The following is a 17,534-nucleotide window of genomic DNA, read 5'->3' on the forward strand; positions in this document are numbered from 1 at the left end:
TCTCCCTGGACTAAATCGCGACAATCGCGATCGCACTCGCTGCCCTCGGTGGCAAAACTGCAGCGAAAGTCGGCTTGGCCCGGACGTACCCCGTGCACTTGGGCCGAGAAGCTGCCACCATTCAGGTGCCATCCCATTTCTCGATGGCAGAGAGTCCGGTTTTCGTCAGGCTTCACGATAAGAAGCTTCAGGTCGAGAACAGTTGACACTTCCGAGTGAATTTCAGAGGCATCACTGACGTCTACGCGACAATCATTTCATTCATTGATGTCTTTGCCCACACCTGAGCGCGCCCTCTGGTTGGCATTCGTACGCCGTAGCCGTAGTTGCCGCAATCAAGAGTCCGCTAGATCGGTCAGTTCAAGCCCACAACCCCAAGCTTATCATTGGGTCACAAGCCGGCATCTGCTGGTAGAGAGTGGTTGGAAAGCTTCATCGCCCGGGATGATCTCTTTCACGTTGTAATAGTCCCACTTCTCCTTGACCTCTCGAGGTGTCTTCACCTGCACTAGGTACATGTCGTGGACCATGCGGCCGTCGGCGCGGATCTTGCCGTTGCGCGCGAACATGTCGTTGATCGGCGTAGACTTGAGCTGCTTCATGACTGCGCCCGCTTCGTCGGTCTTCACCGCCTGCACGGCTTTCAAGTAGCTCGTCACTGCTGAATAGGCGCCAGCTTGCACGAAGTTCGGCATCTTGCCGAATTTGGCGAAGAAGCGCCGGCTCCACTGCCGCGAGAGATCATCGAGGTCCCAGTAGAACGGCTCGACCAGGATCATGCCCTGCGTCGCCGCGGCACCAAGCGCATTGACCTCGGTGATGGTGCCGACCAGCGGCACGATGGTCTGGCCCGGCGTGATGCCGAAATCCTGTGCCGACTTGATCGAATTCAACAGGTCTGCGCCGGCATTGGCGAACCCGATCACCTTGGCCTTCGAGGCTTGCGCCTGCAGAAGGAACGAGGATAGATCGGTGGTGCTGATCGGGTGGTAGACCGTGCCGACCACTTTCCCGCCGGAGCGGGCAATCGCATCGGACGCTTCCGCCACCAACGACTTGCCAAGCGCATAGTCGACCGCGACGAAATACCAGGTGTCGAGGCCGAGCGACTTCACGATGCGCGACTGGCCGTTGGCGTAGGAATAGGTATCCCATGTGTAGCTGATGGCGTTGGGCGAACACTGCTCGTTGGTCAGCCGGGTCGAGCCCGAGCCGGTAACGATCAACATCCGGTTCTTGCTTTCCGCGACGCTCGAGACGGCCAGCGCTACGCCGGAATTGATTACGTCGGTGATCATGTCGACGTTGCCGGTATCGTACCATTGCCGTGCGATGCCGGTGGCGATGTCCGGCTTGTTCTGGTGGTCGGCCGAGACCAACTCGACCTTGAACGAGGGCTTCTCGTTCTCGACGAAATCATCGATCGCCATCTGCGCTGCGGTGACCGCGCCGGCGCCGGCGATATCGGAGAACAGGCCGGCCATGTCGGTGAGGACACCGATCTTGACCGTGCCGTCGGAAATGCCTTGCGTTTGCGCAGGCGCGACCGTGCCGGCAGCCGTCAGCATTGCGGCCGTGACGGCCGCCCGTATGAGTCCTACCTTCATTGCATTCTCCCTTGCCGCGCGATTTGCTCCGCGCTCGTTTCGGTACCCATCGCGACCTATTCGGCGGCCTGTGTCCTCGTATCGTTCCGACGCAAGTTTCGGCGGGCCCAGGCCGCGACTTCGTCCATCGTCGCCTTTGTCTCGGGCAGGAACGGGAAGATCGGGTAGACGTGGACGGAGTCCTCGACGATGCGTAGCGTCACGTCGACGCCGGCCTTGTCCGCGCGTTCGGCGAGCCGCGTGGCGTCGCTGAGCAGCACCTCGCCCTGGCTTGCCGTGACGAACAGCGGAGGTAGACCGGCCAGGTCGCCGAACAGCGGCGACACCAGCGGATCGGTCGGCTCGTGGCCCTGGAAGTAGGACGCGCCCATGAACGTCAGCAGGTCGCGGTTGGCGGCGGGATCGTCGCCGTTGAAGGCGCGCATGCTCGGTCCCGACAGCGTCAGATCCGTGAACGGCGCAGCGGCAAAGATCGCCCCCGGCAAGGGATCGCCGGCATTGCGCAGAGCCAGTACAAGTGCCAGCGCCAAGCCTCCGCCGGCGGATTCGCCGGAGACCATGATCGAGCTCGCGGGAATACCGCGCGTAAGCAAAGCGCGATAGGCCGCCACCGCATCATCGATCGCCGCCGGATAGGGATGTTCAGGCGCCAGCCGATAATCGACGGTGTAGCAGGTGCCGTCGACCGCCGCGGCCAGCCGGCTGGCATATTCGAGCGAACCCTTCGCCGATCCGATCAGATAGCCGCCGCCATGGAAATGCAGCACGACATTGCCGCGCAGCGCATCCAGTGCCGCGACGCGCCAAGCCTTGACGTCGCCAAGCTCGTCCTCGACCGCACTCACGCCGTCAGGCAAAGGAAAATTGGTGCTGAGGAAGCGGTCATAGGCTTCGCGCAGCCCGTCATGGCCGCGCGCGACGTCCTCGGGGCGGAACGCGAATTTCCAGAGATCGAGGGCGCGTTGGCTCTCCGGGCGTTGCAATCGCTTGCCTTCGCGCAAGCCGGTGACATTGAGAACTTCGCCGGGCGGCCCCTCGACCGACTTCACGACATTATAATCCCAGGCCAGGCCCCAGCTCGTTTCTGCCAGCGGATCGATCCGCGCCATTCCTTTCCAGCGGCCGTTACGATCGCGTAGCCGGTTCTCTTCCGTCTCGTGCATCAATTTCACGACCGCGCGTGCGCCGGCCTGGATCCGCGTCGTGCGCGGCAAACGTCGGCGCTCATACTCCTTGAGCGCGCCGGGCACGTCGTCCTGGCGCCGCGCCAATACGCGCGCAAGGGTCCAGGCATCCTCGATGCTCTGGCCGGCACCGGCGGCGAGGAACGGCACCATCGGATGCGCGGCATCGCCGAGCAGCGTGATGCGGCCGGAGCTCCAGCTATCGATTGGGTCGCGGTAATACATGCCGGTGATGAAGACACTGCGGCACTCCTCGAGCATCGCGCGGGCGCGTGGCTCGGCATCGTCGAAGGAGCGCAGCATCTCGGATATGTCGCCGCTTTCGTCCCAGGATTCACGCGTCACTTCGCTCGCGGGCACCGAGGCCAGAATGCTGTAGAGGTTCTTCGGCCGCACCCAATAGGTGATTAGCGTGCGGCCGGGGCCAAACCAGTAATTGCCGCGCTCTTCCAGATTGAGGCCCTCAAGCTGCTCCGCGGGGATCAGCGAGCGCCACATCAGGATGTTGGCAAAATGCTTCTGCTCCTCGCCGCGCAGATGGTGGCGCACCACTGAGTGGATGCCGTCGCAGCCGACAAGCACGTCGCCGTGCACGGTCGAGCCGTCCTGCAGCGTGACGTCGACGCCGTCGGCATCCTGCGACACCGCGGCGACGCGGGCGCCAAACCGCTTGGCCTCCACCGGCACGGCCTCGGAGAGGATCTGGACCAGGTCGGCGCGATGAATGTTGTACATCGGCGCGCCATAGCGATCCGCCGCCTCGTCGCCGAGCGGCGCCTGGTAGAGCATCTTGCCGCTGCGCAGATCGCGATAATCGTAGGATAGCGGCTTGACGCCGACCGCGCGAATGGCGGTTTCCACGCCGAGCTCGCGCAGCACAATCGCCGCATTGGCGGCGATCTGGATGCCGGCGCCGATCTCGGTCAGCACCTTGGCCTGTTCGAGCACGAGGACTTCGATGCCTTGATGGCGCAGCGCAATCGCAGTAGTCAGTCCGCCGATGCCGCCGCCTGCAATGAGTACGCGCATGGATGGTCTCCGCCCGAATTTTATTGAGTGGACTTAATTAAGTGATTTCGCTTAAATTAGGACAGGAGTGATTTGGATGTCAAGCAGGTCACGACCGGGGGCGCGCGCGACCTCGGAAGAAACCAGGAACCAGATTAAAGCGGCAGCGCAGATGCTGTTCGCGCGCCGCGGCGTGGACGGTGTGACCTTGCAGGAGATCGTCAATGCCGCCGGACAACGCAACAATGCGGCGCTGCACTATCATTTTGGCTCCAAGGAGGAATTGATCCGCCAGATGGTGGTCGATGGTGCCACCGTGCTCGACCAGCGCCGTAGGGATATGCTGGACGAAATCGAGGCCCGCGGCGGACCCAAGAGTATCCGCGAGGTGATGCTGGTGCTGATGATGCCGGTGATCGAACTCGGCGAGGATGAACGCTGGCGCGGCTATATCCGCTTCACCTCGAACCTTCAGGCGTCCGATCCGAAGACGCTGCGTGCCGCGCTCAACAACCGCTGGAACTCGGGCTATGTCGCCTGTTTCAATTATCTGAAGCTGATGCTGCCACTGCCAGCCGCGATCATCGAGCAGCGCCTGTCGATGTTTACGATCTATGCCAATTCGATCCTTTCCGCGCATGAAGCCGCGCTGGAATCCCACAACACCAGGAACAGCCGGCTGTGGGGGCAGCCCTTCACGATCGAGAACATGCTCGATACGCTCGAGGCCGCCCTGACGTGCCCTCTTTCCAGCCAGACGTTGACGAAGCTGCGCGAAGCGAAGGCGCCGACCGGATGAGCGCGAACGTGACGCACAGCGCCGGCTGCCGGACGAGCCATGACGAGCCATGGTTCAAGCGACCGCGGCCGTGCTGCTGTGCGGCGGCTCAGGAAGGCGCTGGCCGCCCCTGACCGTTTGGGCGGCGGGAGCTTCGATGACGGCAACTTCGATCGCGTCCTCAGGCGTTCCGACTTCTTTGTGCCACGCGGCTGACACGCGCAGCGCCAGCTCGGTCTTGAGCGCCATGGGACGCCCCGCGCGAATATAGCAGAGGATCAAAACGTCTTGTGAAGGCTGCCCGGCAAGCCAGATCTGGTCCTGCCCAAGTTCGTGAAAAACGACGCTGATCAAGTTGAGATCGGAACCGATCACATCATGCACGGATTCGGTAATGGATTTCGCGAGTGTCTTGCGCGTCGTCGACTCTAAGCGTTGTGCGGTCTCGCAGACCATGATCGGCATTGGGTCCCCTCCACAAATGTTATAAGCTGGTCGCTTATCGGTCAGCGACGCCTTATGAGGACCAGCATGGCAAACGCAACGCGGGGCTGCGTTCGTGAGGCGGACAATTCGTTCGCAAACCGGACGCAGAAACATGAATTTTTCCGGGATGTCGGTGCGCCTCTCATTCAGAAGAAGGCACTGTCGGGGCCAGCTGTGACGATCGAGTGGATCGAGCGGCGCGGCACGGGATCGGTCGATTGGCGCTACAGGCAGGATCGAGACGCTCTCTTCTATTTTGAGCAGGGCGTTGTTGCATGCCACGGCGCACTTGATGGCGGACGGATCGATCGCCCGTTGGACGGGGCGACAAGACTCGCATTCGTTGAGGCCTGCAGCACCATTGAAACAGAAGTCGAAATTTCGGGCCGTTGCTTGTACTGGGTTGCATTTATTGACAAGGAACGGCTCCTCGGGAATGGAAAGGAAATCCTCAAGCTGCAACGGCTCGATTCGCGGATTGGTTTCGACAATGCTGCGTTGGCGGCGGCGGTTAAGCGCTTGAGAGCCGAGCTGACCCGAACAGACGAACTCTCGAACTTATACATCGAGTCGTGGGCCATACAGGCATTGGTTCTCTTGCACAGACTGTTCGATGATTTTCAGCGCGAATCGCCGACGCGACTAACCAGGATTGAAATTTCCAAGGTCATGGAATTTATGGAAGCTAGTATAGCCAGGAACATTACGTTGGAATGCATTGCGGCTCTGGTGGGCCTGAGTCCTCGACATTTTAGACGCCTGTTTCGGGCTTCGACCGGTGTCGGGCCAAATGAAATGTTCACAAATATGCGTCTCGAAAGGGCCGCGCGCGACTTGCGGGATAGCCGGAAGAACGTCACGGAAATATCCTTGGATTGCGGCTTCAGCCAGCCACAGCATCTCGCGACCGCCTTTCGTCGGAAGTTTGGACTGACGCCGACCGAGTTTCGTCGAAGCGTCGCGTCTTGAGGCCAGCCAGTGGGGTCCTCGCGTGACGCAACGGCAGGCCGCATGGGCGAGTGATAGCTTTCGGCGCGAGCTACCCCGGGTTCCGGTGAACTCGTGGTGTGCGACTGACGATATCGACGCCTCCGCGGTGCAGTTCAGGATCTCCAGGAAGAGATGCTTGTCGCCGACTGATCGCGCTGTCTTTCGCTGACCATGGGGTTCGACATTGCGCTTCCTAAAAAGGAAAAGACGCCCAAACCGAGCTAGACAGCCTGCAACCTTAAACTTGCAAGACGCAAATGATTGAATCGTAGGCCAAATTTTAGAGTTTATGTTCGCGCTTGGTCTCGCGTAATATGCGCCCATGCAACGAAAAAGCTGGGCCGACGCCAATTGCCCGATGGCACGTTCTGTTGATCTAATTGGGGAATGGGGGAGCCTCCTTATCCTGCGGGAAGCATTCGGCGGAATTCGCCGATTCGATGATTTTCAGAAGCGGATTGGAATCTCCCGCAATCTTCTAACGACCCGTCTCAAAAAGCTCGTAGATGGGGGCGTTCTGGAGCGGCGGCCTGTTCACAGTGATGCCAAACGTCACGAATATGTTTTGACGGAGAAAGGCGAGGATCTATTTGCGACAATCATTGCGTTGCGGCAATGGGGGGATCGGTGGCTGTTTCCGAAAGGAAATTATCCAGCCAACATGTTGGACGGCCGGGACCAATCACCCGTTGCTCGCATTGAGGTGCGCTCTGAACGGGGAAGAAAGCTCACACTGGCCAATCTCACCTTGAAGGCGCGCCAAGCCAAAAAATCGCCGACGCGTCCGATCTCGCGGTCAAAGAAAGTCTGAGCTTCCAGGAGTTTCATTCCACTCAACACCGTAAGAAACGATCGGATCAGCGCCAGGCCTGCCGTCGAGACCGACTGTTGGTGTCTATGTTGACTGTGCGGTGGGCCGAACCACGATTTCGTTGACGTCGATATCTGCGGGCTGCTCGATGGCAAATGCGATCGCGCGGGCAATGGTCGCGGGTGGAATTGCGATCGCCTGAAACGCATTGATTCGCTTCTTCAGATCGGGATTGCTGATGGTTTCAGCGAGTTCGGTTTCCACTGCCCCCGGGCAAATCGTTGTGACGCGAATCTTGCTGCCGGCTTCCTGCCGGAGGCCCTCGGAAATCGCTCGGACCGCGAACTTGGTGCCCGAATAGACCGCCGTGGTCGGCGCTACCTGCAGGCCGGAGACCGATGACACGTTAACAAAATGACCCGATCCGGCTGCGCGAAAGACCGGCAATGCGGCCGCGATGCCGTGAAGCACGCCCCTGATGTTGACATCGATCATGCGGTCCCATTCATCGACCTTCAACTCGTCAAGCAACGAAAGCGGCATCAGGCCCGCATTGCTGACGAGAACATCGAGCCGGCCGAACCGGTCCTGCGCCCGCTTGACGAACGCGGCGACGTCGTCGCGCCTGGTGACGTCAAGCTTCAGCGGCTCGGCCTCGCCGCCCGCCTTCTCGAGCTCTGCGGCGACCGCCTTCAGCCTGTCATCCCGTCTCGCGCCCAACACCACCTTGGCGCCCTGCGCAGCGAGGTGACGCGCAGTGGCTTCACCGATTCCGCTGCTCGCTCCGGTGATCGCGACGACCTTACCCTTTATTCCGGACATGACATCACTCCTTTGGCAGCTCGATACTTCGACGGGTCAATCGTCACGCATTGGCGATATTGGGAGACGCCGCGGGGAGGGCCTTTTGAGCCGGCTTGTCCAGCTTCTTCGACCATGAGCGGTAGTAGGCCAGGCTTGTCATCAACGCGATCCCGACGACGCTCACCAGCACCTGCATCCAGATGGCGTCCGAAACTTCAACAAGAATGATGTGTGCTGCGCCAGCAAGGAAGATGCCGTAGCAGAAGACCTCAAGTGACTGCTGCCCACAAAGGATCATTGGCCGGAAGATCGGTCGGTCAAATCCGGCCCAATCACGCGGCACGTACCTGATGATGAAGAACGTGACAATCAGGAAATGAACGATGCGGGACGGGTCGAGGTTGGTCTTGTCGTTCGGAATAGACGCGACGTAGAGCCAATGGGGCAGGATGTCCTGCATGTTCAGGAAGCGTCCGCCCAGCGTGACGAACAACGCAAACAGGAGATACACAGCGCCAGGGATCGTAAGCCAGCGCGATTGCACCAGCGGCATGGACTGCCTGGTGCCGCCCAGCGCAAACCATGCGCCGATCGTGAAAAGGAACTGCCAGGTGAACGGATTGAAGTACCAGGAGCCTGCAGGATAGGCCGCCAGATTCCAGCCAAAATGGCGGGCCGCGAGATACAGGGCAAGGGACGCGAACAGCGTCAGGTTCGGCTTGCGCAGCAGCGCCCACAGCACTGGCGGAAACACCACCATCAGAACGATATAGAGCGGCAACACGTCCATGTTGACCGGTTTGAACGCTAGGATAAGACCCTGATATAGCGTTTCGGCGGGGTCGTGCATGAAGCCCGCTACGTTGAATTCGCCCAGCAACTTCGGATCGTTATATTTCTTCGCGAGATAACCGACCTCAGCGATATAGATGACAAACAACACGAGGTGTGCGACGTAAATTTGCCAAGCCCGTTTGAAGACGCGACTGCCGGCAATGATGAAGCCGCGGCCGATCATCATTCGCCCATAGACGAACGCGACGGTGTATCCCGAAATGAAAATAAACAGATCGGCAGCGTCCGCGAATCCGTAGTTCCGTGTCGTGATCCAGTTGACCACATTGTTCGGAATGTGATCGAGAAAGATGGCCCAGTTCGCGATCCCGCGAAGCATATCGAGCCGATAGTCGCGCCCTTGCGGGGGCAGTTGGACCTGGGGTGAGACTTGCATCACGGATCTATCGGATGTCGACTTTTGCGGGCGTGATGATTTCGATCCTTGGCGGAGCCGCGAGACATTTGGCCACGGTACGGAGGAACACCTTTACGTGCTCACTGGCCTCGTGTGCAGGAAGCGCCTCATGGCTTTCCCATTTCTCGACGAATACCATCTTCGTCGGCTCGGTGACGCTTTCATGCATGTCGTAGGCGATGTTGCCGGCTTCCTTGCAGGTTTCCGCAACACAGGCTTGCGCGCCGGCGATCAGTTCGGCGCGCTTTTCAGGCTTTACGGTCAGCGTGGCAATGACGTAAATCACGAAATCCTCCGATCAAGCCTATGTTGGCAAGTGCGCTTCGGATCCGATCGGACTGAAGTCACCGGATCGTCGATGATGGACGATCGATTTTTCTTCAACCAGACGACTTCGGCTTTTGCCAGCGGAGTCTCGGTATCTGAAAGCTCCACTGCTAGTTGCATTATTGAACCTACGTTTAATCCCATTATTGCACATTGCAAATGCCTCACAGGCATGGAGGCAGGCCTAGGAGGCTTGGACACGGCTTCCTTGCAGCAAGGGTCCGGTCATCGGTCATCAATTCAGGATGACCACCGATCCGCCGCCATCGATCGCCAGCGCCTGTCCGGTGATATGGCGCGAGGCCTCGGATGCAAAGAAGACCGCGGCCCCCTTAATGTCATGCTCGCCGCCAACCCGGCCGATCGGAGTGACCTTGGCGATCCCGGCCGCGGCCTTGGCCAGGCCGGCCGACAGCTTGGTCGGAAAATAACCCGGGCATAGCGCGTTGACGTTGATGTTGTACTTGCCCCATTCGGTCGCCAGCGCCTGGGTCAGCGTGATGAGCGCGCCTTTGCTAGTGTTGTAGGCGACCGCGAAAATCTCGCCGTCCGGCCGGGGGCCGCCAAGTCCCGCAATCGAGGAGATGTTGATAATCTTGCCCGACTTTCGCGGGATCATCGATTTCCGTGCCACGGTCTGGGCGACCCTGAAACAGGCATCGACGTTCAATGCCATCACCTTGCGCCAGTTCTCGGGCGTAAGATCTGTCGCCGCGCCGCCCCAGACCATTCCGGCATTATTGATCAGGATGTCGACCGCGCCGAAGCGATCCAGAACGCTGCTCACTAGCTGCTCATCAGGTCTGGAGGCGGCATCGCTGAGATCATTGACGATGGTCAGGACCTCGACGCCCTTGGCCGCCAAATAGGACGATGCACTATCGAGTTCGGTCTGCTTGCGGGCGCTGATCGCGACCTTTGCGCCCATATCCCCCAGGGCTTCCGCCATTTGTAGGCCGAGGCCTCGCGAGCCTCCGGTAATCAGCGCCACCTTTCCACTCAGATCGAACAGTTCTTTCGTAATCATTGCGGATCCTTCATCCTGCAAAGCCGGCTGTCCGGCGGATTATCGGCGCGTGGCGGCCGGACTTACGACATCACCGCTACATGGCAGGTGCGGCGCTGGAAGCTGTTCTGCCAGGTCTTGCGCAGAGAGCTCTCAAGTTCCGGAGAAAACGCGTGGCGAGCGGCTCGGCCCGTTTGCGACAAAGGACTTGATTGCGCCAGTCGCATCGTTGCTCGCCATGACCGGACCGACCATTTCAAGGGTCGTCCGGTCGGCAGCCCTGACGCCTTCCTTCTCCCATGTGCGAAGTATGGCCTTTACGGCGTCGTACGCCTTTGTCGGGCCCGCCGCCAACCGGGTCGCGAAAGCTTCTGATTCACTTTCGAGAACATCGGCAGCTAACACGCGATTGACGATGTTCCACTTCTCGAACGTCTCTACATCGTAGAGCGCGCCGGCCGTCGCAATTTCGAACGCCCGGACGTGACCGGCTCGGGAAGCCACACGCTGCGCGCCGCCGGCTAGTGGGAAAATCGCCAGCAGAGGCTCGAGAAAACCGATCTTGGTGCCTGCGGCTGCCCAAAGATGATCGAATGCGAGCGCAAACTCCAATCCGCCGGAGGAGCATACACCATGAACTGCAGCGATCGTCGGTAATGGAAGCGCTTCAATCGCCTGTATTAGCTCGACATATTCCCTGACGGCGGACAGCATCGCATCGCCGGGTTCCGACAGCATTTCGTTGACGTCCGCTCCGAGGGAGAAAACTGCTCCCTCCGCCCTCACGAGAACGGCGCGCACATCGGGTTTCCTGGCCTGCGCGAGAGCTTCCTGAAGTCCGCGCAGCACGGCGCGGTTCATACGGTTGCCGTCCGGATTTGCCAGCGTAACGATCAGAAGCCCCTCTTTGCGCGCGGTGCGTACCTGCTCGATCGACATTCGTAACTCCCTGAAGATTATTGAGGATCGCCCGTCGATGAGCGAGCGCGTCGCGACAGCAAAGCTTCCGCGCGCAGGGGACATGCCCTTGCGCAATTCGCCGGAGCAAGCCCCGCCCTTCTAAGTTCAATAATAAGACTAAATAAAGTTTAATAACAAGACTAAATTTTTGAACGGATCTTGCGTTGAGTTTTGGCCAGACCTAGCCGTAGGCCGATTGGCCCAACCGAGAGGCCGGCTTCGAACCGTTGCGTTTTCGCTTTTTTGAAGTTTCGCCGGCTCGATCGTCGCCGAAGGATGGCGGGCAGGGCTGCATCGCTACGCCGGGCGTCGACATGTCCGCGCATCGCCGGATAGAAGAAAAAGTGACAGGGCGCGGCGACCGGCAGCGTTCTTGCATTCTGCCGGCCGCTAAATGCTAAGCTATTTCGAGAAAGCCTGAGCTTGCTTACGTGACAAGAATTACGTGTATGCGAGGCTGAACGTGAAGCGATACTGAATGCCTTGCAGGCAACAGCCGCGTCTCACGACCCAATGAACATGCTGTTTCCATTGGCGCTTTGCGCAGCCGGAACCTCTTCCTGCATCACGTCCCAATGTTCGACAATCTTGCCGCCAGCGACCCGGAAGATATCGACCGCAATCATGGGTTTCGGACCCCACCCCGTATAACGGCCATGAATACTGACATAATCACCGTCCGCCATCACTAGGCCGGGTTCGTATTTGAAGTCACGCGACAAGTTTCCCAACAAAGCCTTGATCGCTGCGGGACCGTTTGGAATCTGCGGGTTGTGTTGGCGATAATCGGGACTGAAGACGCGATCGATCACAGCGGGATCGCGTTCGATGAAAACGCCCTTGAGCCCCTCTAGAACGAGTGTCTTGTTGGCTTCGGTCGAATTTGAGGTTGTCATGTCACAGTGCTCCGTTCACGGCCAGGGCTTGCCAGCTCCCGCCTTGCCACAGTAAAGGTGCGATCCCAAATTAGGTACTTACCTGTTCTTTTATAGGTACAGGTCGGTTCGTTTATAGGTACTGATCTGTTCTTTTGTCAAGCGGCCGGCTCCGCAGAGAAAGCGCAAGCATGAGCATTAAAAAAAGACGGCGAGGCGCGCCGCGGCGAGATGAACCTTCCGCACGAGCCCGTCTGGTCGAAACAGCGACCGAGCTCTTCTATCAGGAAGGAATCCGCGCCGTCGGCATCGACGCTGTTATAGCGCACGCCGGCGTATCCAAGTCCTCGCTCTATCGGACTTTTAGCTCGAAAGACGAACTGATCGCGGCCTTTGCGGATAGTGAGAATCAGCGGTTTTGGCGCTGGTGGGACGAAACTTTGGAGCGTCACGCTGACACACCGTCCCGACAGGTGAGGGCTTTGCTCGAAGGCATCGGCGAACAGATCGCCAGCCCGCAATTCCGCGGTTGCCCGTTTATCAACTTGGCCAACGAATTCCCGGATCGCCAACACCCAGGCACAGCCATTGCCTGCGCCAATAAGCGAGAAATGCGCGAACGTTTGCGTGCGATCGCTCGCGCTCTTGGCGCGCGCAATCCCCAACGACTTGGAGATCAACTTGCGCTGCTAATTAACGGCGCTTACGGTCACGCTGCTACGCTCGGACCCGATGGATTGAAACGCGAACTGATCGATACAGCGACAGTGCTGATTGAGGCCCAGATTCGGTAGTTCGCACTCGCGACGACTTCATAAGTTGGCAAGCCCAGTCGCATGATGTGCCAGGGCTGGACCGATGAGCTTGTTCAGGTGTAGCAGCAGTAAGTGGACGATACCTGCACATATATCCAGTAGAGGAGGGGGACACATGTCTGCGGCCGACATCGCCAGTCGTCATTTTACTGCGGCTCTCACGGATGCCGAAGCCGAAGGCGTGGATGCTGACGCGCTCTGCCGATCGCTGTTGGGCCTGGTCGTCTCCACCTATCTGGAGACGCGGAGCGTGGCCGACGTGCAGTCGGAGTTACGCTTTCTCGCCGACAACTGCGATCCCGACGCGGACTTTGCATTCATGCGTCCGTAGCAAGGGACGCTACAGAAATTGCGGCGCGCCGGACATCGTGACGAGGCTGTTCTGGCCTGAGTTCGCAGTTTTGTTCAATGGATGCCTCTCGATGTTCGGTTCATCGGCACCGACTAGAACGATTCGCCGGACGGGCGCAGATCGATTTCTTGCGTCCAAGCCGTCGCGGGTTGCCGATGGACGCACCAGTAGGCCTCAGCGATTGCATCGGGTCCGAGCAGGCCGGTCTCACCCTTCTCGGCGACCCGTGCAGGCTGCAAGGTACGCAGGCGATCGCCGTTGATGCCGCCGTCGATCACCGCATGCGCGACATGGATTCCGAATGGTCCGAATTCGCGCGCCATACTCTGACTGATCATCCGCAGACCCGCCTTCGCGGCGGCGAAGTGAGCATAACCTGGCTTGCCCCGGATGCTGCCGGATGCTCCTGTAAACAACACGGTGCCACGCCCCAATGGAACGAGCCGACGTGCTGCTTCTCGCCCGATCAAAAAGCCTGCAAAGCAGCCCACCCGCCAGAAGTCCTCGAATAGCTCAGCCGACAGCTCGCGGAAGTCGAGGCGCTGGTTATTGCCCGCATTGAAAACGACCAGGTCTGGCGCAGCAAGGTGATCTGTTTCTGTGAAAGCCCGATCGAAAAGAGAAATAACGCTTTCTTCTCGTGCGGCGTCCACCTCGACTGGCTCGGCGCTGCCGCCGGTTGCCTTGATGCTGCCGACGACTTGCCTGAGCTTCGCGGCGGTCCGCCCGCCGACGAAGACGTGGTACTGCTCCGCGGCAAACTTGCGGCAGAGGGCGGCGCCCAGCCCCTGCTCAGCCCCAACGCCGACGACGATCGCCGATGGTTTCTTGTTCATGCACCTCTCCGTTCTCGATCGGGTCTCTCAACGTCGACGATCAGCTTTCCGAAATTTCTGCCCTCGAGCAGCCCGATGAAGGCGTTAGGCGCGTTGGCGAACCCCTGGACAATATCCTCGCGAAATTGCACTTGACCCTTCGAGATCCATGCACCCACCTCATGCAGGAAGGCCGGGCGCTGATCCCAGAACTCGCGAAAGATGAATCCGCGCAGCATCAGGCTGCGGGATAGGATTTCACCAATCATAGCGGGAAGACGATCCGGCCGGTCGCCGCTTTCGAGACCGTTGTATTGAGCGACAAGGCCGCAGATAGGCACGCGGGCATGTTCGTTTAGCAGCGGCAGTACCGCCTGCCAGACAGCGCCCCCGACGAGTTCGAAATAGACATCGATTCCGTTCGGACAGGCGGCAGCGAGGTCTTCGGCGAAGCCAGGCAGTCGATGGTCGATGGCGGCATCAAAGCGGAGTTCGTCTTTCAGGTAGGCGCATTTGGCGGCGCCTCCCGCAATCCCGATCGCTCTTGCGCCCTTGATCTTGGCGATCTGTCCAACGAGAGAGCCTACCGGGCCGCTCGCCGCGGCCACTACGACGGTCTCGCCGGGTTTGGGCTTGCCGATGGTGAGCAGGCCCCCATAGGCGGTGAGTCCGGGCATGCCGAGCACCCCAAGAGCTGTCGTGATCGGGGTGAACCGTTCATCGAGCAGGGTCAGGCCGGAGCCATCGGAAACTGCGTGGGTGCACCAGCCCAACCGCGCCGCCACGCGGTCGCCCGCTCGATATCGTGGATCGCGGGACTGCTCGACCCGGGCGATAACCTCACCTTCCATCACACCGTTGATGGGAGTCGGCGGGGAGTAGGATTTGCGATCGTCCATCCTCCCACGCATGTAGGGATCGAGTGAAAGATATTCGGTGGCCAGCAGGACTTCGCCTTCGCTCGGCTCACGGAGGGTGACATCCTCCAGCCGAAAATCGGTCGGGCGAGGGGTCCCTCGCGGACGCGCCGCGAGCACGATCTGACGTCCCTTGATCGTTGCCATTGTTTGCGAATTCTCTGGTGTTCTGTCCTCTGGTCATTGAAGCCATCGATTGGAAGAGTAGCCATGAGCATAAGGCGCAATAGCATGGCAATTCGTCTCATTTTGCCCCACCTCGAGCATTTGATCGAAAGCGCGGCGCCGCGATGAGATTGGGATGAATCGTCACCCCGCTTTTGAGCGGGATCTTTTCGGAAAGCCGCTGCGCGCCGCTCCGGATCGTGTTCTACGGTGATATCGGTGCTCACGCACGTGGCGGACCCGTAGGATTCTCGGTTCGGCCGCGCGACTGCTCCTGTTTTCGGTGCCGCTTATCCAGGATTTGGTGCCGCGCGGCGATAGTGAATCGGCGAGATGCCCCGAACCGACTTGAAAGCGCGACTGAACGAAAATTCCGATTGGTAGCCGACACGCGGAGCGATCTCAGCGACCCGCAGATCGGTTTCCTTGAGTAACTGTGCGGCAATTCCCATGCGCCATCTCGTTAGATAACTATGCGGTGGCTCGCCTATCAAGGCCGTGAAGTGGCGGGCGAAGGCGGCGCGCGACAAACCGGCTTCTCGCGCCAGCTCCTCTATTGTCCAGGCGCAATTGGGTGACCCATGCATGCGCGTGAGGGCTTGCGCAAGGGACGGAGAGCCCATGGCCGAAAACCAGTCGCCCGCTCCGGACGACGATGCCTCAGCCCACTCTCGTATGAAATAGACGAACAAGGATGCTATCAGGCTCCGCACCACGATTTCATTGCCGAAATTAGGCGTCTCCACTTCGTCGCTAAGCATACGTAGCGTGTCGCCCAACGGTGAACGTCCGGGCTCGATACCAGCGTGCAGCGATACGGCCAGTGGCAGTGCGCGCAGGGCCGGAAGTGCGAGGTGCTGATCCAGGTTGTATTGACCGCAGATCAGCGTAGTTGCCTTTGCATCCCTATCAGCAACGCCGTCCCGCTTGGCCAAAAATGCATCCACCGGCACTGTCTTGCCGCGCGCAGAGTGCGCCACCTCATGTGCACTACCCCGCGGAAACAAAACCAGCTCTCCGGAGCGCAATTCCACTGTTTCAGCGTCACGTTGGCGTACGAACGCATGTCCATTCGCGACGAAATGAAACACCACTGCGTCACGCGGAGGGACGGAGAACCCCCAAGAGCCAGCTACGCGGGTACGCACTAGCACCACGCCCTCAGCCCGAATTGCCCTTATCCAGTCGTTCAATGCATCCATGATGGGGTTCACTGTGAGACGATTTGCTATGTTATTGCCCCATATGCGCATGGTCAATCTTTCTCGGAAGTGTTCCGATTGTTTGCTCCGTTCGATGAAGACGAGAAGTTGCAGCCAACATTTGCACGCGAGAAACAGACATGCATGAAGATCTCCCCGATGTTGGGGTAGTAGAGCTCACCGTGATTGACGGCTTGCGCATCCGCTTGGCTCGATCGGGAACGAACCAGGGCATTCCTATATTGCTCACCAGCCCGTGGCCGGAAAGCCTCTACGCCTTTCGTGATCTGCTTCCCGTGCTCGGACGCCGGAGCCCGCTAATTGCGCTCGATCTTCCGGGCTTCGGACTCTCAGACAGTCGCCCTGACGTGATGTCACCCGAAGGTATGGCTAATTTCATCCTCCGGACTGCCGTACACTTTGGTATCAGTCGTATGCATGCGATTGGTCCCGATATCGGTACGCCGTCTCTGCTGTTTGCGGCGGCGCAGAGGCCTGACTTATTTGAGAGTCTCGTGGTTGGCGGTGGTGCAACCAAACCAGACCTCGCCGCAGGACAGTTGAAGGATCTAATCGCTTCCGAGCCCGGCGCGTTTGCCGAGATCGATGGCGCTCCGATCGGAGCGGAATTCGTCTCGCAATCGGCGCGAATTGCTCCCCCTCCGGCAGTCCTCGATGACTACCGGCAGGCCTCCGCCGGGAAGCGCTTCGAAGATGCCACCAATTTCGTTCGCGCTTATCCCCGCGATTTGCCGCGCCTCGAGCGGATTATGGGTGGAATCAAAACCCCGGTTCTGATTTTGGCTGGCCGAGACGACCCGATTGTGCCGCCCGAGAATGGCCGATTTCTTGCGGCTCGCCTTCCGCGGAATCGCTATGTTGAGCTCGATGGTGGCCACCTCGTGTGGGAGGATGCACCGGAAGCCTATGCCGCCGAGATTGAACGATGGCTTGCAAGCGACTACGGCGCTCTTTAGTCCCGTTGCGATGTTCCTGCCGGACTGCTGTCACACCTTTCAGATCACGGGTGATCTCCATGATCGTGTTGTCTTTGACGAAGCGATCGGGCTGCATCCGCGCAATTGCTTCCACGACCGGCATCCCGATAGGGGCGGTTCCGTAGACCAAATGACAGACGGACCATCTTTCAAAAGGCGAGTAATGGAAGCTACTGAGGCGC

General features: G+C 59.5%; 18 protein-coding genes. 6 read left to right on the plus strand and 12 right to left on the minus strand.

The genetic code is table 11. The annotated features are described in order from the left end of the window. Window positions 1–383: 383 nt before the first annotated feature. Window positions 384–1,568 carry an ABC transporter substrate-binding protein gene (locus BLS26_RS23495; protein WP_092518453.1) on the minus strand — a complete coding sequence of 395 codons (1,185 nt, stop codon included), beginning with the start codon at window positions 1,566–1,568 and terminating at the stop codon, window positions 384–386. Window positions 1,569–1,663: 95 nt separating this feature from the next. Further along, a complete protein-coding gene (locus BLS26_RS23500) occupies window positions 1,664–3,820 on the minus strand; it encodes an alpha/beta hydrolase fold domain-containing protein (RefSeq protein ID WP_092514984.1) in 2,157 nt (718 codons plus the stop codon). Window positions 3,821–3,896: 76 nt separating this feature from the next. Here BLS26_RS23500 and BLS26_RS23505 point away from each other — a divergent pair, with 76 nt between their 5' ends. After that, complete coding sequence (locus BLS26_RS23505; RefSeq protein ID WP_092514986.1) at window positions 3,897–4,598, plus strand: TetR/AcrR family transcriptional regulator; 702 nt, start codon at window positions 3,897–3,899, stop codon at window positions 4,596–4,598. Window positions 4,599–4,652: 54 nt separating this feature from the next. Here the strand turns inward: BLS26_RS23505 and BLS26_RS23510 are convergent, their stop codons facing one another. Beyond that, window positions 4,653–5,042, minus strand: coding sequence for a hypothetical protein (locus tag BLS26_RS23510; protein WP_092514988.1), 390 nt, complete (start codon window positions 5,040–5,042; stop codon window positions 4,653–4,655). A gap of 66 nt (window positions 5,043–5,108) precedes the next feature. Here BLS26_RS23510 and BLS26_RS23515 point away from each other — a divergent pair, with 66 nt between their 5' ends. Together BLS26_RS23515 and BLS26_RS23520 are read left to right on the plus strand one after the other, a co-directional pair. Next, window positions 5,109–6,032 carry a helix-turn-helix transcriptional regulator gene (locus BLS26_RS23515; RefSeq protein WP_157676564.1) on the plus strand — a complete coding sequence of 308 codons (924 nt, stop codon included), beginning with the start codon at window positions 5,109–5,111 and terminating at the stop codon, window positions 6,030–6,032. Between the two features lie 343 nt (window positions 6,033–6,375). Then, window positions 6,376–6,864: a helix-turn-helix domain-containing protein gene (locus BLS26_RS23520; protein ID WP_197681271.1), complete on the plus strand. Its 489-nt coding sequence runs from the start codon at window positions 6,376–6,378 to the stop codon at window positions 6,862–6,864. A gap of 84 nt (window positions 6,865–6,948) precedes the next feature. Here BLS26_RS23520 and BLS26_RS23525 read toward each other — a convergent pair whose 3' ends face one another. The 6 genes from BLS26_RS23525 to BLS26_RS23550 all read right to left on the minus strand — a co-directional run bounded on the left by BLS26_RS23525 (window position 6,949) and on the right by BLS26_RS23550 (window position 12,109). After that, window positions 6,949–7,686 carry an SDR family oxidoreductase gene (locus BLS26_RS23525; RefSeq protein ID WP_092514994.1) on the minus strand — a complete coding sequence of 246 codons (738 nt, stop codon included), beginning with the start codon at window positions 7,684–7,686 and terminating at the stop codon, window positions 6,949–6,951. Window positions 7,687–7,729: 43 nt separating this feature from the next. Beyond that, the gene (locus BLS26_RS23530; protein WP_092514996.1) at window positions 7,730–8,899 is read right to left on the minus strand and encodes an OpgC domain-containing protein; all 1,170 of its coding nucleotides are present in this window, start codon (window positions 8,897–8,899) and stop codon (window positions 7,730–7,732) included. Window positions 8,900–8,906: 7 nt separating this feature from the next. Then, window positions 8,907–9,206 carry a putative quinol monooxygenase gene (locus BLS26_RS23535; protein ID WP_092514998.1) on the minus strand — a complete coding sequence of 100 codons (300 nt, stop codon included), beginning with the start codon at window positions 9,204–9,206 and terminating at the stop codon, window positions 8,907–8,909. A 276-nt stretch (window positions 9,207–9,482) separates the two neighbouring features. Beyond that, window positions 9,483–10,274, minus strand: coding sequence for an SDR family NAD(P)-dependent oxidoreductase (locus tag BLS26_RS23540; RefSeq protein ID WP_092515000.1), 792 nt, complete (start codon window positions 10,272–10,274; stop codon window positions 9,483–9,485). A 132-nt stretch (window positions 10,275–10,406) separates the two neighbouring features. Continuing rightward, complete coding sequence (locus tag BLS26_RS23545; protein WP_157676565.1) at window positions 10,407–11,192, minus strand: enoyl-CoA hydratase/isomerase family protein; 786 nt, start codon at window positions 11,190–11,192, stop codon at window positions 10,407–10,409. 524 nt (window positions 11,193–11,716) lie between these two features. Beyond that, the gene (locus BLS26_RS23550; RefSeq protein ID WP_092515003.1) at window positions 11,717–12,109 is read right to left on the minus strand and encodes a nuclear transport factor 2 family protein; all 393 of its coding nucleotides are present in this window, start codon (window positions 12,107–12,109) and stop codon (window positions 11,717–11,719) included. A gap of 170 nt (window positions 12,110–12,279) precedes the next feature. On the opposite strand from BLS26_RS23550, the gene BLS26_RS23555 reads away from it, so the two are divergent. Both BLS26_RS23555 and BLS26_RS23560 read left to right on the plus strand, forming a co-directional pair. Beyond that, on the plus strand, window positions 12,280–12,882 hold the full coding sequence (locus BLS26_RS23555; RefSeq protein ID WP_092515004.1) for a TetR/AcrR family transcriptional regulator: 603 nt from the start codon (window positions 12,280–12,282) through the stop codon (window positions 12,880–12,882). Between the two features lie 136 nt (window positions 12,883–13,018). Beyond that, window positions 13,019–13,234, plus strand: a complete 216-nt coding sequence (locus BLS26_RS23560) for a hypothetical protein (RefSeq protein ID WP_092515005.1) — start codon at window positions 13,019–13,021, stop codon at window positions 13,232–13,234. A gap of 113 nt (window positions 13,235–13,347) precedes the next feature. Here the strand turns inward: BLS26_RS23560 and BLS26_RS23565 are convergent, their stop codons facing one another. The 3 genes from BLS26_RS23565 to BLS26_RS23575 all read right to left on the minus strand — a co-directional run bounded on the left by BLS26_RS23565 (window position 13,348) and on the right by BLS26_RS23575 (window position 16,354). After that, complete coding sequence (locus BLS26_RS23565; RefSeq protein WP_092515006.1) at window positions 13,348–14,091, minus strand: SDR family NAD(P)-dependent oxidoreductase; 744 nt, start codon at window positions 14,089–14,091, stop codon at window positions 13,348–13,350. Then, window positions 14,088–15,134, minus strand: coding sequence for an NADP-dependent oxidoreductase (locus tag BLS26_RS23570; protein ID WP_092515007.1), 1,047 nt, complete (start codon window positions 15,132–15,134; stop codon window positions 14,088–14,090). The genes BLS26_RS23565 and BLS26_RS23570 overlap by 4 nt, the downstream gene beginning before the upstream one ends. A 308-nt stretch (window positions 15,135–15,442) precedes the next feature. Then, window positions 15,443–16,354, minus strand: a complete 912-nt coding sequence (locus tag BLS26_RS23575) for an AraC family transcriptional regulator (RefSeq protein WP_092518455.1) — start codon at window positions 16,352–16,354, stop codon at window positions 15,443–15,445. Between the two features lie 140 nt (window positions 16,355–16,494). On the opposite strand from BLS26_RS23575, the gene BLS26_RS23580 reads away from it, so the two are divergent. Next, window positions 16,495–17,331, plus strand: coding sequence for an alpha/beta fold hydrolase (locus BLS26_RS23580; protein WP_092515008.1), 837 nt, complete (start codon window positions 16,495–16,497; stop codon window positions 17,329–17,331). Window positions 17,332–17,534 lie beyond the last annotated feature (203 nt).

The organism is Afipia sp. GAS231, from assembly GCF_900103365.1.
GTDB lineage: Bacteria > Pseudomonadota > Alphaproteobacteria > Rhizobiales > Xanthobacteraceae > Bradyrhizobium.

Bases quoted from the DNA above. Each gene is read 5' to 3' on its own strand.
- BLS26_RS23540 (WP_092515000.1), bottom strand. From the start codon at position 10,274: ATGATTACGAAAGAACTGTTCGATCTGAGTGGAAAGGTGGCGCTGATT.
- BLS26_RS23560 (WP_092515005.1), top strand. From the start codon at position 13,019: ATGTCTGCGGCCGACATCGCCAGTCGTCATTTTACTGCGGCTCTCACG.
- BLS26_RS23495 (WP_092518453.1), bottom strand. From the start codon at position 1,568: ATGCTGACGGCTGCCGGCACGGTCGCGCCTGCGCAAACGCAAGGCATT.
- BLS26_RS23515 (WP_157676564.1), top strand. From the start codon at position 5,109: ATGGCAAACGCAACGCGGGGCTGCGTTCGTGAGGCGGACAATTCGTTC.
- BLS26_RS23520 (WP_197681271.1), top strand. From the start codon at position 6,376: ATGCAACGAAAAAGCTGGGCCGACGCCAATTGCCCGATGGCACGTTCT.
- BLS26_RS23550 (WP_092515003.1), bottom strand. From the start codon at position 12,109: ATGACAACCTCAAATTCGACCGAAGCCAACAAGACACTCGTTCTAGAG.
- BLS26_RS23565 (WP_092515006.1), bottom strand. From the start codon at position 14,091: ATGAACAAGAAACCATCGGCGATCGTCGTCGGCGTTGGGGCTGAGCAG.
- BLS26_RS23575 (WP_092518455.1), bottom strand. From the start codon at position 16,354: ATGGATGCATTGAACGACTGGATAAGGGCAATTCGGGCTGAGGGCGTG.
- BLS26_RS23500 (WP_092514984.1), bottom strand. From the start codon at position 3,820: ATGCGCGTACTCATTGCAGGCGGCGGCATCGGCGGACTGACTACTGCG.
- BLS26_RS23580 (WP_092515008.1), top strand. From the start codon at position 16,495: ATGCATGAAGATCTCCCCGATGTTGGGGTAGTAGAGCTCACCGTGATT.
- BLS26_RS23555 (WP_092515004.1), top strand. From the start codon at position 12,280: ATGAGCATTAAAAAAAGACGGCGAGGCGCGCCGCGGCGAGATGAACCT.
- BLS26_RS23570 (WP_092515007.1), bottom strand. From the start codon at position 15,134: ATGGCAACGATCAAGGGACGTCAGATCGTGCTCGCGGCGCGTCCGCGA.
- BLS26_RS23545 (WP_157676565.1), bottom strand. From the start codon at position 11,192: ATGTCGATCGAGCAGGTACGCACCGCGCGCAAAGAGGGGCTTCTGATC.
- BLS26_RS23505 (WP_092514986.1), top strand. From the start codon at position 3,897: ATGTCAAGCAGGTCACGACCGGGGGCGCGCGCGACCTCGGAAGAAACC.
- BLS26_RS23525 (WP_092514994.1), bottom strand. From the start codon at position 7,686: ATGTCCGGAATAAAGGGTAAGGTCGTCGCGATCACCGGAGCGAGCAGC.
- BLS26_RS23530 (WP_092514996.1), bottom strand. From the start codon at position 8,899: ATGCAAGTCTCACCCCAGGTCCAACTGCCCCCGCAAGGGCGCGACTAT.
- BLS26_RS23510 (WP_092514988.1), bottom strand. From the start codon at position 5,042: ATGCCGATCATGGTCTGCGAGACCGCACAACGCTTAGAGTCGACGACG.